Raw genomic sequence first — 15,052 nt, forward strand, 5'->3', positions numbered from 1 at the left:
ACTGCCAAATAGACCGAGTAACGCTTGATAACTTTCAAAAAAATTATATTTAATTTATTTATTTTGTCTTTTTACTTACCTCTTTAAATGGCATGGAAAGCAACGTTAGCATAGTGGTGCTTTTTTCATCTGCTGGATATTCTTTAAGACCAATATCTAACTGTTGATCTGTTTTAATTGCACTTTCTTTATAGCTACCAAATAACCTATCCCACCAAATCACGCTAAAGCCATAATTACTGTTTGTTTCTGATACTACTTGGCTATGATGAATGCGATGTAAAATTTGCGTCATCAATAATAAACGTAAAGGTTTCTCGATAGCTTTAGGTAGACGTATGTTTGCATGATTAAACAAGGCCAAACCGTTTAAAGCGATCTCAAAAATTAATATCGCTATAGCAGGAGCACCTAAAGCCGTTACCACAATTAATTTAATAAGAATGCTTAATACAATTTCAATCGGATGAAAACGTAACCCTGTACTTGTGTCTACATGCGCATCAGCATGATGTACGCGATGTAAACGCCATAACAGTGGAACTACATGGAACATTCTATGTTGCCAATAAATCACTACGTCTAATATCAATAAACTTAATACAATTTTTAACCAATCAGGTAAATTTAGATTGGTATAGAAAACTTGGTTAAACAAGCCAATACCGTTGTCCATGTTAAAAAGCGCAACAACGGTTAAACCAATAGGAATCGTTAAACGCGCAAGTATTGACGAAGCAAATACTAACCCGAAGTTAGCCCTCCAACGTTTAGCATTGCTAATAGGAGATTGTCGTGCCGGTTTTTGCCATTCAAGTAGCATCATAATAATGAGTACACTAAAAAAACAACCAAGACGCCACCAAACTTCGTTAGTCATTTTTAACCTCGGTCTCTTCAACGGTATTCGTGTTTACATTGCTTTCAAATTCAGCCGTGCGTTCTTTCAATAAGGCTTCTTGCGCTTTAAGTGTATTATAGCCACCATGTATACGGGTAAAAATAGTAATCATACACGCAAATGAAAACAACAGCGCTAACCATGGAAATGATTGTGGCCAAAGACAAAAGGCAACAAACAAAGCAATAGTTTCAGTGCCTTCAGTTAAACCATTGAGGTAATAAAAGCTTTTATATTTGAATTGTGGTTTATCAATTTTGAATTTTTCAGCAGCAATAGCAAAAGCGAGAAAGCTTGAGCCTGTCCCAATAAATGTCGCGAGTAAGACAGCCCCTGCGATACCATTCAATTCAGGATCGGCAAAGATGAAACCTAATGGAATAGCCGCATAAAATAAAAAGTCTAAGGTGATATCTAAAAAACCACCAGCACTCGAACTTTGATTAGCATAACGTGCGAGTGCGCCGTCTAAACCATCTAAAATACGATTTACGACAATAGCAGCAAGTGCCCAATACCATAACTGAAACGCTAATAAGGGCACTGCCAGCATTCCCACTAAAAAACCATAAAAAGTTAATTGATCGGCAGTGATGTTACGTTTGTGCAATAAGCTAACAACAGGTGTTAACAATGATTTTATAACGGGCGTGATATATTTGTCTAACATACAACTTACTCTGTTTTAGCTAAACTAAGGTTAATCTTTAGTTCAGCTTGCTTAAGGTAATGATTTTTCCATCTGCGGCTTCTGCATCACTATGGTCATGGGTAACCATAATCGCAGGCAGTTGATGATATCGAATTTGTTCAAACACTAATTCACGGGTATCTTCACGCAATTGTGAATCTAGCTTACTGAAAGGTTCATCCAGTAAAATGGCTTTGGGTTCACTTAGTAATACTCGAAGCAATGCAACACGTGCTTGCTGTCCGCCAGAAAGGTTATCAGGGTGACGATCAGCCAAACCTTTCAAGCCAACTTGCGCTAATGAAGCTTCTATTTTATCAAGACGTTGTTTTTTATTACCCGGCGGCATAGCAAAAGCGATATTACCTGCCACTGATAAATGAGAAAACAACAAAGCGTCTTGATATAAAACGCCAACATGACGTTGGTGTGCAGGTGTAAAGGTAATATTAGTGTCGTTCAACCACACTTCTCCATCGGCATGAAAGCCAGATGGAAGAGCGCCGGTTAGCCAGTTAAGTAAACTTGATTTACCACTGCCCGACGGCCCCATAAGTGTGAGAATTTCGCCACCATTAACTTGTTCGTTTAAACTCAGTAATAACTCGTTTTGACGAAACAATTGTAAATTCTTTATATGTAAAGATGATTGCATTTAATAACCTTAACGATGTGCAACTTTGTAAATAAACTTAGGTAAAACCCACGCCAATATAAAACCAATAAGCGGTAATAACATTTGCATAAGTGCGTACACAGCGCTGGTACGTCGACTTGCGCCATTAGCTAGGGTGATAGCTTCTGTGGTAATGGTAGTTATACGTCCCCCGCCAGCTAATAATGTTGGTAAGTACTGACCAAAACTTATTGCTAAACCTAATGCAGCCGCAATTAAAATCGGTGCAATTAACTGCGGAAGTTTTACTTTTAAGAACACTTTACAAGGTTTAGTGCCTAAACTGGCAGCAACAATAGCAAAACGTGAATCTAATTGTCTGTAACTACTCGCCAAAGACAAAAACACATAGGGTAAAACAAACAACAAATGCGCTATCACCACATTAATATAGCTAATAAAACTGACTTGTACTGCTATTAATTGTTGTATCCAAACAAGTCCGAATAAAAACGCAATACTAGGCACAAGCAAAGGAATATAAATAATTAAACTGGTAAAGCGTGACAGTAACTTTCCTTTTATTTGCTCTGATTCTAAGCAAAGTAGCGTTAATGAAATCGCAATTAATGTCGTTATGATACCGATAACAAGGGTGTTAACTAAAGGCTCGCCCATTTGCATTACAGCACTTTTCCAGTGTAATAAAGTAAATGAATCAGGTAGTGCCGACGGGAAACGCCAAAAACCTGCAATTGACCAAAGCACTAAACCAAGTAAAGCTAGGCCAATAAAACTAATAACTAATATCGTTATCGCACCTGTCACTTTTTGCCAGTAAGAGCCACCGTATTCGCGCCTGCCATTTGTGAGTGATTCACAAAATAAGCATTTAACAAGTTTTTCACCTGCAAGCCATAATGCTAACAAACCACCTGTTAGTGCTAGTTGTATTAAAGCCCCTGCTGAGGCCTTAATACGTAAATTTAAATCAACATCGTTAAACCAATGCATAATAGCAACAGCAAGTGTTGGTGGCGTATTAGGTCCTAATATAAGCGGCATTTCGACGCTTGAGCTAGCGTAAGCTAATACGGCTAGAAGTGGTAAACGTAATAAAGGATATAAGCTAGGTAGTATGACTTTAAAAAAGGCAGTCATTGGACAGTAGCCTAAGTTAAGCGCTACTTTATGTTGTTGGCGAAGTTTTTTACCTAGTTCAGGTTGTGCTAATGCACCTAAAGCCATTAACAATAAGAATGGTAGCTCTTTTAAGGTTAAACCTAAGATGATACTAATACCGTAAGGATCGTGCGGAAAAATACCATTAGGCGCTAATTCCCAACCACTTAACCAAGGTGAAAATATACGAGAAATCATACCCGATGGTGCAATTAAAAATCCAACCGCAATTGCCGCCGCCGCATGAGGAATAACAAGAATAGGACTTAAAACTTGTTGAATACGATCTAACCACACACTATTAAAGAACGCTGCCAGGATCATTAAGGTAACAACAAAAGCGAGTAACGTACTCACTAAACCTGTCGCAAGACTTAAGCCGATCATCTGGCCAAAACCTGATGTTTGCCAAAGAGCGTTAAAACCCTGCAGGCCAAATTCATATTGACTCAGCGCGGGTGCCCAACCAAAAGCAGGAAGTAAAACGCCAATTAAGCCGCCAAATACAGGCACAATTAATAAAAGCAGTAAAAACTTAGGGCTGAATTTAACCATACGTGTAAACCAATCGGTTGAATGATTTAACTGACTGCCGCTTTGGCTATTTTTTTGCTTACTTTTTTGAATAGTACTTTTACTGCGGTTTATTTCAGTCACGGAGTAACACCATAACGTTTTTTCCAGCCTTGCGTTATGGCTTCAACCCAACTTGGGTGAGGCTCACTTAAGGTACGTGTAATACTATTAAAAGCTAAAGCACTTGGATGTGGTGTTTGTGTTTTAAATAAGTTTTGTTGTAATGCTGTTAACGTAGAAGCAATAAGCACTGTTTTATCACCCCATACTTCTGCTTGTTGCTTATAAGCTTGTGCTTGTGGGCTCAATAAAAAGTTTGCGACAAGTTGTGCGCCTGCGCCATGGCTAGCATTGTAAGGAATGCCAACAAAGTGTGTATTACTTAAACTGCCATCTGACATAGCATAGCTACGAATGCTTTGTGGTAAATCGTAACGTTTAACCGCTGCCGGAATTTCAGGGCCTGAAAAAGTAAATGCTAAACTTAATTCTGTGTCATCCACTAAACGACGCATTTCAACGCCAGTTTGCATAAAATGTTTACCTTTGCGCCATAAGTTAGGATGTAATTCGTCTAAAAAAGCCCATAAAGGCTGTAAAACTTCTTCGATATTTTCTGATGTTGCAGGTGCATACAGCGGGTTTTTATAGCTAGCGCCACTTTTTTTATGTAAGTTTTTATCTTTTAAAGTAGCAAGGCCATCTTGATGCAAAACCACCAAAGCATATTTTAAAAAACTCAAACCTAAAAAAGCAGGCGGCTTTGGATAACTAAACCGTCCAGGGTGCTGTTTCGTCCACGTTAATAGTTCGGCTAAGTTTTGCGGAGGTGTTGCCGTAGCAAGTTGATCGTAATAAAAAGTCAGTGATGCTTGGCCCCATGGTGATTCCATACCTAAAGTTGGCACACCAAAATCTAGGGTAACAGCAGGGTTGTTCTTAGGATCGGTTAGCTGAAAGTTAGGGAGTTCGTCCGCCCACCCCTTTAATAAGAGAGAATGCTGAGCCATGGTCGAAAAGTTAGCACCGTTGATCCAAACTAAATCAACATTCCCTTGAGCGTTATTGTTCGCTGATTTTTCAGCCAATACACGGCTCACCGCTTCACTGGTGTCGCTAAGTTTTACATGTTGTAAATTAATGTGGTATTGCTCTTTAACTTGCTGTGCAACCCATTGAATATAAGCATTGATTTGAGCGTCTCCGCCCCAGGCATGAAAATATACAGGCTGACTTTTACCTTTTTCTTCAATATCTTGCCAATGTAAATTTGAAGCTATGCTAGTTACTTTTTTACTTGGTGTAACTTCATTAAATACAGTTTCATTAAGTACACTTTCGCTAGGTATAGTTTCATCAGGTACGGTTGCATTTACATTCGTTACACTAGCTAAAGCCCATAAAAGGCTTGCCCACAAAGCAACAATCAATAATTGCTTTGTGGTAGTAATAAAATAGCTAAACGAAGATAACAAGTGTTTAACGCGCGGCATTCAAGTCCCAGTTATAGTCTAAAAAGTCAATATCTACTTGGTTCATCTTTAGTAACTTTTGTTGTGTTTCTGTTAAGTTCAACGCGCCACTATATAACAGTATAAAGCTTGTTAATGAATTAGTGCCTCTAAAACCTTTTTCAAAATCACCACCATACCACTTAAAAATTGATGAAATTTGTAATTCTTTGGTCGTTAATTTGTTACGACTTTCATCACTTAAAAAACGTATTGTTTGTTGTTGTAACTGCTGTTCTAGCTTACTTTCAGTATACGCTTCACCGCGTAAAGCTGGACAACCAATACTGGCACAATTAACGGCAAAATGAATACGTGGATCAGGGTAATTACCGCTACCACGAATTAATTCATGTTCAACTTCATCTAAACTACGCTTTTTACCTAATAAAGAAACAAACTCTTTGCTCCAAGGAGAGCTAAATAAGCTCCCTAGATCTTTAATTGATTCCAGTTCAGGGTATTCAGTTAAGATAAATGACACTGTCCATGCATTGTATGCATTAATTAAAAAAGCTAACTGTTTGGCATTTGACCATTGATCGAAAGTAGCTTGGTTAATATTGCTTAATGACGTTAAATAATGGTTTAACGTCACTTCTTCTTTTTTAAATCCCGCATAGTCAACGGCTGTACTATGATCATTATTAATGCTTTTAACATGTTTGCTTAACAATGCTTGCCAAGGTTCATGTATGTCCTGCGCAAAACTAACAGAACTACAGAATACACTTAACGCAATTAATAGAGTGCTTAGTGGCTGTTTAAACGGCTTAAGCATAGTTTGCCTAACTATTTGTAATACAGATAACATTAGCCTCTTCTCCAGGTGTGATATTTCTCAAGCCAATTTAAAACAGTTTCTGGCGCATGTGCTCTTTTCCATTCGCCTGCTGCATACTTGTTACCTTCAGCCCATGTTGGATAACTGTGGATAGTACCTAAAATTTTGTTAAGGCCTAAACCATGTTTCATTGCTAAAACAAACTCAGCGATTAAGTCACCCGCATGTTCAGACACTACCGTTACACCTAAAATTTTGTCTTTGCCTTTTGGCGTAATAACTTTAATAAAGCCCTTAGTAGCACTGTCTGTTATTGCACGATCCAGCTCTTCAAATTCAAAACGTGTAATTTCGTAATCTATACCTTTATCAATAGCATCTTGTTCATTTAAACCAACACGTGCTACTTCAGGATCAATAAACGTGGTCCATGGAATAACGCGGTAATCGACTTTGAACTTCTTAAGATGACCAAATAAACCGTTAACTGCTGCGTACCAACCTTGATGTGCTGCAACATGAGTAAACTGGTAAGGACCAACAATGTCACCTGCTGCAAAAATATTTGGGTATAAGGTTTCTAAATATTCATTGGTCACAACTGTACGGTTAGTTTCAATACCTAATTCTTCAAGTCCGTAACCTTTAAGACGTGCACTACGCCCTACTGCACATAATAACTCATCGTATTCAATTTCTAATTCTTTATCATTATGCTTAACAATAATGAACTTCTTACCGTCACGAGCTTCACAGCGTAATGCTTGATGCGATGTTAAAATATTAACGCCACTTTCTGTTAACGCTTCGTGTGCGAAGGTAGACACTTCAAGATCTTCTTTGATCATGATGCGTTCTGCCATCTCAACTTGTGTAACGTTCGAACCTAAGCGAGCAAAACTTTGTGCTAACTCACTACCAATTGGACCGCCACCAAGAACAACAAGTTTTTTAGGTGCTTCGTCTAATTCTGCAAACTTACTCCATAATGTATCACTAGTAACATAACCGGTTTCTTCAATACCTGGTAAAGGTGGAACAAATGGGCGTGCGCCAGTAGCAATAACAATAGTACGAGCAGTTAATGTTTGTGTACCACCATCGTTAAGTTTAATTTCAACAGTCCATGGGTCGATTAACTTACCGTAACCTTTAACAACTTCTACGCCTAAGTCGGTGTAACGTTCAACACTATCGTGTGGTGCAACGTCTGCGATAACTTTATGAACACGTGCCATTACTTTTTTGAATGAAAACTGTGGCGTTGCGTTTTCAAGGCCATAATGTTCACCGTGACGAATTTGTTCCGCTATTTTTGCACTTTTAATAATGGCTTTACTTGGCACACAACCATAGTTTAAACAGTCACCGCCCATTTCACCCGCTTCAATCAGCGTTACTTTAGCTTTTACCGCAGCGGCGATATAACTAGTCACTAAACCACCAGCACCCGCACCGATAACAATCATGTTACGGTCAAATTGTTTAGGTTTTGAATAGTTTTTGTATACTCGACGTTTTTTAAACACGTTGATGATTCCTTTTGCAATAAATGGGAATATTCCTAATAAAGCGAATGATAAAATTAAGTTAAAAGATAAAATGCCCGATAAACTATCTATTTTTGCAAGCTCAGTTCCGGCGTTAACAAAAACAAAAGTACCTGCAATCATACCGACTTGGCTTACCCAATAGAAAGTCCAAGATTTAATTGCGGTAACGCCCATTAATAAATTAATTAAAAAGAATGGGAAAACGGGTACTAAACGTAAAGTGAATAAGTAAAAACCACCCTCTTTTTCTACACCCGCGTCAATAGCAGCTAATCGCTCTGGGAACTTCTGCTTGATAGAATCGCGCAGTAAATAACGTGAGACTAAAAACGCCAAAGTAGCACCAATAGTCGAAGCAAAAGAAGCAACCAATAAGCCTTCTACTAAACCAAATAAAGCGCCCGCAGCAAGTGTTAAAATAGCAGCACCCGGTAATGAAAGTGCAGTTACGACAACGTATAAAACAAAAAATCCGCCAATCACTAACCAAGGCGATTGCTCTCGCCACTCGTTAAATTGTGTCATTGACCCTTTTAGCCCATCTAACGTTAATAGTTGGTTTAGATCAAAATGAAAGAATAGTGCTACCAAAGTAACCGCGATGATCAATAAGAGTAATTTTTTTAACATGAATTATTGCCTTAAAATGTATATTGTAGAGTGACTTTGGCGTGAATAGGTAATTCAGGAAACACCAAAGTTGAACCAAAATAACCACCCTCAAATACAGGCCTCCAGTTTTTTTGATTGGTAATATTGTTAATATCAACACGTAGTTTTGCTTGTTTGTTAATAGTATAGCTAGAATTAACATTTAACGTGTATTGATCGCGAATTTGTACTGTCGCTAAATAATCAAGTGGGTAACTTGATGTATAAAGGGCAGCAAAACCTGCTTGCCATTTATCGGTAATATAACGACCACCATTTAGTGTTAATGATTGTTCAGGAATGCCTTGTAATCGACGATTTGAACGTTCAAATGACGCGAAATTTGGCGCGCCTATACCAGTACCTTCAATGATATCTGGACGAGAATTATCAAAAGCGTCTGCTACTTGTGTTGAGCTTTGGCTACTAGTTGAATTGTCATAACGCGCATCAATATAGCTGTAACCAAGATTAAACCAATAAGGTGCAGCATCATAAAATACTTGTAACTCGACACCTTTCGTTTCTATGCCAGTGTTACTACCATCTCGGTTACGTAAACTTCGACGTTGATTAAATATTGCCGTGTCAACATACCAAGAACTATCGCTAGGAATATATTTTAAGCCTACTTCATGCAGGGTGTTATCAGTTGCAAAGTTTTGTGCACTAATTAAATTATCTACACCTAATGAAATACCACCAGCCATACTATTTGATGTTGCTTGATTATAACTAGTCGCTGCATATACGGTAATATCAGAATATAGCTTATAGTTAATGCTCGCTTGACCAGAATGTAGCGTTTCATTAATCGTATCTTTTGCGGCTTCTTGCCCTGTAGGAGCGATAGGATCTCGAGCTTTCACATCGTAAAAATCAATACGATACCCTAGGTTTGTACGTAAACGATCACTCCATTGACTATCTTGCTGAATGGCAAAGCCTGTTTGCCAGGTCGTTGAGTCTGTTGTATCTGATAATGAGAAGTCACCAACATTGTCGCCATTAATGTCGTACTGGCCACCAGGTGAAACAAATAAACCAGAACGTAGTTCAACTAATTTAGCTTGCTGCTCTGCTGTTAGCGGAATACGGCGGTTTTCAAGAGAGCCGGTTAAATCAATAGGTAAATCCGCTTCTGTGGTAAATTGGCTGTAACCCAATACTTTGTTATAACGCACATCAACAGCGAAGATAGTTTGTTGCTCATTATTCCAATCATGACTTAATTCTAGTCTATTTTGCGCAGTATGAGCGCCGTCTATTATTTCAACAAAACTATTTTGTGCAATTTCATCACGAGTTAAGTGCTGGTAATACGAGATATTTTTTAATCGTGTTTGGCCACTTAACTCTCGGGTGTAAGTGCTATGTAATAAAAAGGTAGTTGCATCATTTTCGTTATCTGGGTCAGTTAATACATTACTTCTGCTTATTTGTACTTGCCCTGTAGGAGAAACAATAGCGCCCGCACCAGGTACAGTGCTGCCATTACTTTGTACACCTTGCCCTGTAATATATAAACCATCATCAATTAACGCTTGTGTAGGACGGTTAATCCCTGCGTTGTCTGTGAACTCAACTTGATAATATTCGAAATTGATATCCCAAGTACTTTGACTGTCTGGTAAAAAACGAAATGCAGTGAAAAGACTGTCGCTTTTAAAACTACTGTAATCATAGAAACTGCCATTATCGATATGCTCCGCGCTAACACGAATACCGCTTTCACCTTCAACAATCGGGGCGCCAACATCAATTTGAGCACTATATTGATCCCAGCGACCAGCGGTTAAATTAATTTTTGCCGTACGTTCATCAATAGATGCTTTTTTTGACTGTAAATTAACAAAACCACCATTACGTTGGCTACTACCGAACAACACTGTTGGCGCGCCTTTAACAACATCTATTTGATCAACCGAATTAAATGATAAAGGTACACCAAAGCCATTATTACCGGCTTGTCGACGCATACCATCTTGAAATAACTCACCTAATTGGCCGCGTAGTGTCGGTAAACTTGGTGCACCAAAACCACTTGCCGAATAACTATTAGGGCTAACCGCTAAAATATCTTGCAGACTGGTAATATTAAGCTGCTCCATCATTTCTTTAGTGATAGGCGTAATTGAACGAGCAATATCAGCTAACCCTAAGTCATCTCCAAAAGGGCCACTAACCATGGCATTTTTAGGAGAAATATTGTGGTTTTTAATCGCTTGTCCTGATATTTCAATCACTTCTGTTACTTCAGTGCTAGATTCACTTTTTTCTTCAGCATTCGCGATTGGAATTTGAAGAATAAAAAGAATGCTAAGAGTTATTAAGCTGTACTTCATGTTTCTATTTTTAATTATCGTTATATGATGACAAAATAGACCTAGGTTACTAAAAATAAATTTCAATTTTTATTATTGTTGGCTAACTTTATGCACAATCTGTAATTGATTAATGGTATTAATAAAGCATAAACCTCTTATATGTAATAACTGCAGCAAAGCGCTTAGGCCCAATAACAATATAACGCTAGTTCACTCTTTTATTATTGGTTTTGTTATTTCTTGGGTGCTTAAAAATTACACAGAACTCAGTTTTATGTGGGTAATGAGCGTAGGCCTTTTTTTTATTATATTTTTTCAGCCGATAATTGATTTGTTATTCTCTCTTGAAGAAGACGATACTCTCTGATAATTTCCTAATACCAACGTATACTAATTTCAGTGAATACTTGTTACTGACAAAAAATACAAAGACTCGTTACCGTTTATTCGAGTTAACTTTATTTTATATTTACCAAACAATGACACATCACTAAACTAATGTGTTAATTACAAAGGATATCCAATGATAGATTTCGATAATAAAGGTTTTTTCAAACTTAAGCAGAATGCTGAATACGCAGAAAAAGTAAATGATTTACTGTTAGATGATGAACGAATAGTTGATTCATTTAAATCAATGCGAGATGGCGTTATTTTTACCAGCAAAAGAATTATCGCCGTTAATGTGCAAGGGATTACTGGCAGCAAAAAGGATTTCACTTCATTACCTTACAAAAATATTGTTGCGTATTCTATTGAAACATCAGGCACGTTCGATCTTGATTCTGAATTAGAAATTTACTTTTCAGCGATTGGTAAAGTTAAATTTGAATTTACAGGCAAGTCTTCAATGGTTGAAATATCAAAAATAATTTCAAGCTACTTACTGTAAGTTTGAATAATAATGCTGCGCTAGCATTATAAAAAAGAGCATTAAAAGGAAATACTTACGGCTAGATAGTATAAATTTCTTTTAGCCCTCTAAGTAATCCTTTCTTTTTTGGTAAAAATTCGAATTGAATGCACATCCTGTGCAACCAACAAGCGTTATTTTTAATACCAAACCTATTAAGGTTTAAATACACCAATCACTTGCTCATGTTGACGTACTACTTCTTCAACTTGTGGCTCGCTTTGTGTCATTTGATCACCACAACTAACGCAAGTCACTTTTTCTACACCGTCTTCTTTTGTCAATGCTAACGTATCTTGCGCTTTACATTTAGGGCAAATAGCCCCTGCAATAAATCTTTTTCTCTGCTGCTTTTTCATGTGTAATCGCCCTGCTTAATAAGTTATTTAAATGACTTAACTAATAAATAATCTGGATAATCGTTATTTTACCTTGAATAGTGGCAACAGGAAAAGCGACAATGCACAGGTATTTTATAATCAGCGCTTTTAGCTATTTTTCACTCATGATTTATATAAGGAAAAAACATTGATCACCGCCAGCGATTTAAGCTTAGACAGAGGTGCAAAAAACCTAATAACAGCCTCTAGTTTCACTATACATCCTAACCATAAAGTGGGCTTAGTTGGCAGTAACGGCTGTGGTAAATCGTCTCTTTTTGCCGCTTTACTCGGAGAGTTATCGCCTGATGCAGGAGATTTATCTTTACCGAGCAGTTGGTCTATAGCAACAGTGAAGCAAGAAACACCGTCTCTTGAGCAATCTGCCCTTGATTATGTAATGGATGGCGACAAAGAATATCGCCAACTAGAGCAGCAATTAGACCAAGCGCGCCTCGATGACGATGGTAACCTAGAAGCGATATTAATCAATAAAATAGATACCATTCATGGTTATAGCTTACCTGCGCGTGCGGGAGAGTTATTACACGGTTTAGGCTTTTTACAAAATCAGCTAACAAACCCTGTTAAAGATTTCTCGGGTGGTTGGCGAATGCGTTTAAACTTAGCCCAAGCATTAATAAGCCGTGCTGATTTATTACTGCTAGATGAACCAACCAACCATTTGGATTTAGACGCCGTTATTTGGCTACAACGCTGGTTGAAACGTTTTACTGGCACCTTAGTACTTATTTCGCATGATCGTGATTTTCTTGATACGGTGATCAATCAAATATTACATATTGAACATCAACGCGCCAAGCTTTATAGCGGTAATTACAGCTCTTTTGAAAGACAACGTGCTGAACATTTAGCCCAACAAGACGTACAGTTTCAAAAACAACAAAAAGAAGCAGCCAACTTAACTGCCTTTGTTGATAGATTTAGAGCCAAAGCGAGTAAAGCTAAACAAGCACAAAGTCGTTTAAAACGTTTAGAAAAGCTACCAAATTTAGCGCCTGCGCATGTTGATAGCCAATTCACTTTTAATTTTGAACAACCAGATAACTTACCTTACCCGTTATTATCTCTCACTGAGAGTCAGTGTGGCTATAGCACTGAAACCATCATCCTTAACGATGTAGGTTTAACGTTAGTACCTGGCAGTCGCATTGGTTTATTAGGCAGAAATGGTGCTGGTAAATCAACACTAATTAAATCGCTTGCCGGTGAAATAGCCCTACTTAATGGTGAGCGTTATTGTGCTCAAGAGTTAAAAATAGGTTATTTCTCTCAACATCAATTAGAACAATTACACGGTAGTTCAAGCCCTGTTGATCATATTCTTCGTGCAAAGCCGGCACTAGGTGAACCACAAGCGAGAAGCTTTTTAGGTAAGTTTGGCTTTAGTGGCGATCAAGCCCTTGAAGCTGTTATTAATATGTCTGGCGGTGAAAAAGCACGTTTAGTATTAGCACTTATTGTTTTAGAAAAGCCACAATTACTATTACTCGATGAGCCTACTAACCATTTAGATTTAGAAATGCGACAAGCTTTAGTGATGGCATTGCAAGATTTTGGCGGCGCTATAATCTTAATAGCGCATGATCGTTTTTTACTCGAATCTTGTGTTGATGAATTCTATTTAGTGGCTAATGGTAGTGTCATTGATTTCAATGGAGATATTGATGATTATCAACAATGGCTCAACGACGACAAAAAACAAACCTTTACTAATAATAAAATAGAAAACACGTCTAATGACAGTGATAATGAAGATAAAGGCTTAGACAAAAAACAGTTGCGCCAACAACAAGCGGAATTACGAAAGAAGTCTGGTCCATTACGTAAAGAGTCAGATAAATTAGAGAAGCAAATCGCGCAATGGCAAAAAGAGTTAGAGCAAGTTGAGGCTTTACTTAGTGACAGTGATATATATCAAACTGAGCGCAAAAAAGAATTAACAACACAACTCAAGCTACAAGCTAATTTAAAAGACAATATAGAAGAGCATGAAATGCTTTGGCTAGAAATAGCAGAAAAAATTGAAGAAATCATGTCTTCAAATTAAAAATTTGAGCTACACTTAGTTAGGCCAAACTCAGGTTTATTCTGTGTAATAACACTTATATTAATGAAAAATATTAAAGAGAAAAATTATGCGAAATTTTACAGGCACATTAATTTTTTTACTGGCAAGTAGCTTTTCTACGCTAAGCCAGGCTAATGATATTGAACAAGGGATCTACGAATTGAACCGTGGTGAATTTCATGCTGCTATTGAGCAATTTCGTCCCTTGGTAGCAGAGGGTTATGCTCCTGCGCAGTACCAAATGGCACTTGTTTATCAAAATGGTTATGGCGTTCCTAAAGATGGTATGAAAGCTTTAGCGTTATTTGAATTAGCCGCAGAACAAAATGATTCTGACGCTCAATTCGAACTTGCCTTAATTTACAGCGAAGGTAAGTTAGTTAAACAGGACTTAAAGAAGTCATATGAATTAACCTACAAAGCAGCCAAAAAAGGTTTATCAAGCGCACAATTTAATTTAGCTGTTATGTATGCGAATGGTACGGGTGTCGATCAAGATGACTTTAAAGCATCTCGTTGGTATAAAAATGCCGCTAATCAAAATCACGCGTTGGCACAATTTAACCTTGCCTTACTTTATAGTGAAGGAAAAGGGGTAGAAAAAAGCACCGAAATGTCTCTTGTATGGAATACCGTCGCTTCTTGGAATAGTTACCCTAATGCTAATACCAGCCGCATACTTGATGAACGAGAATTATCTAGAGTAAAAATAGACGCAGCAGTAGAAAAAGCGAATAAAATTTACAGTAAGATTATTGAGCAACAAACCCTAAAAGCAGAAATGGCTAAAAAGAACGATTTATATTGATCTACATCACCTTATAATTATTCTGGGTTTACTATACTAAACCCAATGATAAATATAAGGAGTTAAT

Annotated in this window: 12 protein-coding genes; 3 read left to right on the plus strand and 9 right to left on the minus strand. The window is 37.6% G+C overall.

Translation table 11 applies throughout. The features are described from left to right. Positions 1-58 precede the first annotated feature (58 nt). The 8 genes from GQS55_RS17995 to GQS55_RS18030 all read right to left on the minus strand — a co-directional run bounded on the left by GQS55_RS17995 (position 59) and on the right by GQS55_RS18030 (position 10,810). Positions 59-880, minus strand: coding sequence for a sterol desaturase family protein (locus GQS55_RS17995; RefSeq protein ID WP_159821814.1), 822 nt, complete (start codon positions 878-880; stop codon positions 59-61). Further along, positions 873-1,571, minus strand: a complete 699-nt coding sequence (locus tag GQS55_RS18000; RefSeq protein WP_159821816.1) for a CDP-alcohol phosphatidyltransferase family protein — start codon at positions 1,569-1,571, stop codon at positions 873-875. The genes GQS55_RS17995 and GQS55_RS18000 overlap by 8 nt, the downstream gene beginning before the upstream one ends. A 37-nt stretch (positions 1,572-1,608) precedes the next feature. Further along, positions 1,609-2,247, minus strand: coding sequence for an ATP-binding cassette domain-containing protein (locus GQS55_RS18005; RefSeq protein WP_159821818.1), 639 nt, complete (start codon positions 2,245-2,247; stop codon positions 1,609-1,611). Between the two features lie 9 nt (positions 2,248-2,256). Then, complete coding sequence (locus GQS55_RS18010; protein ID WP_159822991.1) at positions 2,257-3,945, minus strand: ABC transporter permease; 1,689 nt, start codon at positions 3,943-3,945, stop codon at positions 2,257-2,259. Between the two features lie 98 nt (positions 3,946-4,043). Beyond that, a complete protein-coding gene (locus GQS55_RS18015; RefSeq protein ID WP_159821820.1) occupies positions 4,044-5,459 on the minus strand; it encodes an ABC transporter substrate-binding protein in 1,416 nt (471 codons plus the stop codon). Further along, on the minus strand, positions 5,446-6,291 hold the full coding sequence (locus GQS55_RS18020; protein WP_442872161.1) for a DUF547 domain-containing protein: 846 nt from the start codon (positions 6,289-6,291) through the stop codon (positions 5,446-5,448). Before GQS55_RS18020 ends, GQS55_RS18015 begins: the two co-directional genes overlap by 14 nt. Beyond that, positions 6,291-8,444: an FAD-dependent oxidoreductase gene (locus tag GQS55_RS18025; protein WP_159821822.1), complete on the minus strand. Its 2,154-nt coding sequence runs from the start codon at positions 8,442-8,444 to the stop codon at positions 6,291-6,293. Before GQS55_RS18025 ends, GQS55_RS18020 begins: the two co-directional genes overlap by 1 nt. An 11-nt stretch (positions 8,445-8,455) precedes the next feature. After that, on the minus strand, positions 8,456-10,810 hold the full coding sequence (locus GQS55_RS18030; RefSeq protein ID WP_159821824.1) for a TonB-dependent receptor: 2,355 nt from the start codon (positions 10,808-10,810) through the stop codon (positions 8,456-8,458). 505 nt (positions 10,811-11,315) lie between these two features. Here GQS55_RS18030 and GQS55_RS18035 point away from each other — a divergent pair. Next, positions 11,316-11,684 carry a PH domain-containing protein gene (locus tag GQS55_RS18035; protein WP_159821826.1) on the plus strand — a complete coding sequence of 123 codons (369 nt, stop codon included), beginning with the start codon at positions 11,316-11,318 and terminating at the stop codon, positions 11,682-11,684. 176 nt (positions 11,685-11,860) lie between these two features. Here the strand turns inward: GQS55_RS18035 and GQS55_RS18040 are convergent, their stop codons facing one another. Beyond that, a complete protein-coding gene (locus GQS55_RS18040) occupies positions 11,861-12,064 on the minus strand; it encodes a YheV family putative zinc ribbon protein (protein WP_159821828.1) in 204 nt (67 codons plus the stop codon). A 169-nt stretch (positions 12,065-12,233) separates the two neighbouring features. Here GQS55_RS18040 and GQS55_RS18045 point away from each other — a divergent pair, with 169 nt between their 5' ends. Together GQS55_RS18045 and GQS55_RS18050 are read left to right on the plus strand one after the other, a co-directional pair. Further along, positions 12,234-14,156, plus strand: coding sequence for an ATP-binding cassette domain-containing protein (locus GQS55_RS18045; RefSeq protein ID WP_159821830.1), 1,923 nt, complete (start codon positions 12,234-12,236; stop codon positions 14,154-14,156). 88 nt (positions 14,157-14,244) lie between these two features. Continuing rightward, positions 14,245-14,985 (plus strand): tetratricopeptide repeat protein, encoded by a 741-nt coding sequence (locus GQS55_RS18050; RefSeq protein WP_159821832.1) that lies wholly within the window; start codon positions 14,245-14,247, stop codon positions 14,983-14,985. Positions 14,986-15,052: the final 67 nt, after the last annotated feature.

This window comes from Colwellia sp. 20A7 (assembly GCF_009832865.1).
Lineage (GTDB): Bacteria > Pseudomonadota > Gammaproteobacteria > Enterobacterales > Alteromonadaceae > Colwellia.

Coding starts and splice junctions, on each gene's coding strand:
- GQS55_RS18035 (WP_159821826.1), top strand. CDS start 11,316: ATGATAGATTTCGATAATAAAGGTTTTTTCAAACTTAAGCAGAATGCT.
- GQS55_RS18000 (WP_159821816.1), bottom strand. CDS start 1,571: ATGTTAGACAAATATATCACGCCCGTTATAAAATCATTGTTAACACCT.
- GQS55_RS18015 (WP_159821820.1), bottom strand. CDS start 5,459: ATGCCGCGCGTTAAACACTTGTTATCTTCGTTTAGCTATTTTATTACT.
- GQS55_RS18025 (WP_159821822.1), bottom strand. CDS start 8,444: ATGTTAAAAAAATTACTCTTATTGATCATCGCGGTTACTTTGGTAGCA.
- GQS55_RS18030 (WP_159821824.1), bottom strand. CDS start 10,810: ATGAAGTACAGCTTAATAACTCTTAGCATTCTTTTTATTCTTCAAATT.
- GQS55_RS18020 (WP_442872161.1), bottom strand. CDS start 6,291: ATGTTATCTGTATTACAAATAGTTAGGCAAACTATGCTTAAGCCGTTT.
- GQS55_RS17995 (WP_159821814.1), bottom strand. CDS start 880: ATGACTAACGAAGTTTGGTGGCGTCTTGGTTGTTTTTTTAGTGTACTC.
- GQS55_RS18010 (WP_159822991.1), bottom strand. CDS start 3,945: ATGGTTAAATTCAGCCCTAAGTTTTTACTGCTTTTATTAATTGTGCCT.
- GQS55_RS18040 (WP_159821828.1), bottom strand. CDS start 12,064: ATGAAAAAGCAGCAGAGAAAAAGATTTATTGCAGGGGCTATTTGCCCT.
- GQS55_RS18050 (WP_159821832.1), top strand. CDS start 14,245: ATGCGAAATTTTACAGGCACATTAATTTTTTTACTGGCAAGTAGCTTT.
- GQS55_RS18005 (WP_159821818.1), bottom strand. CDS start 2,247: ATGCAATCATCTTTACATATAAAGAATTTACAATTGTTTCGTCAAAAC.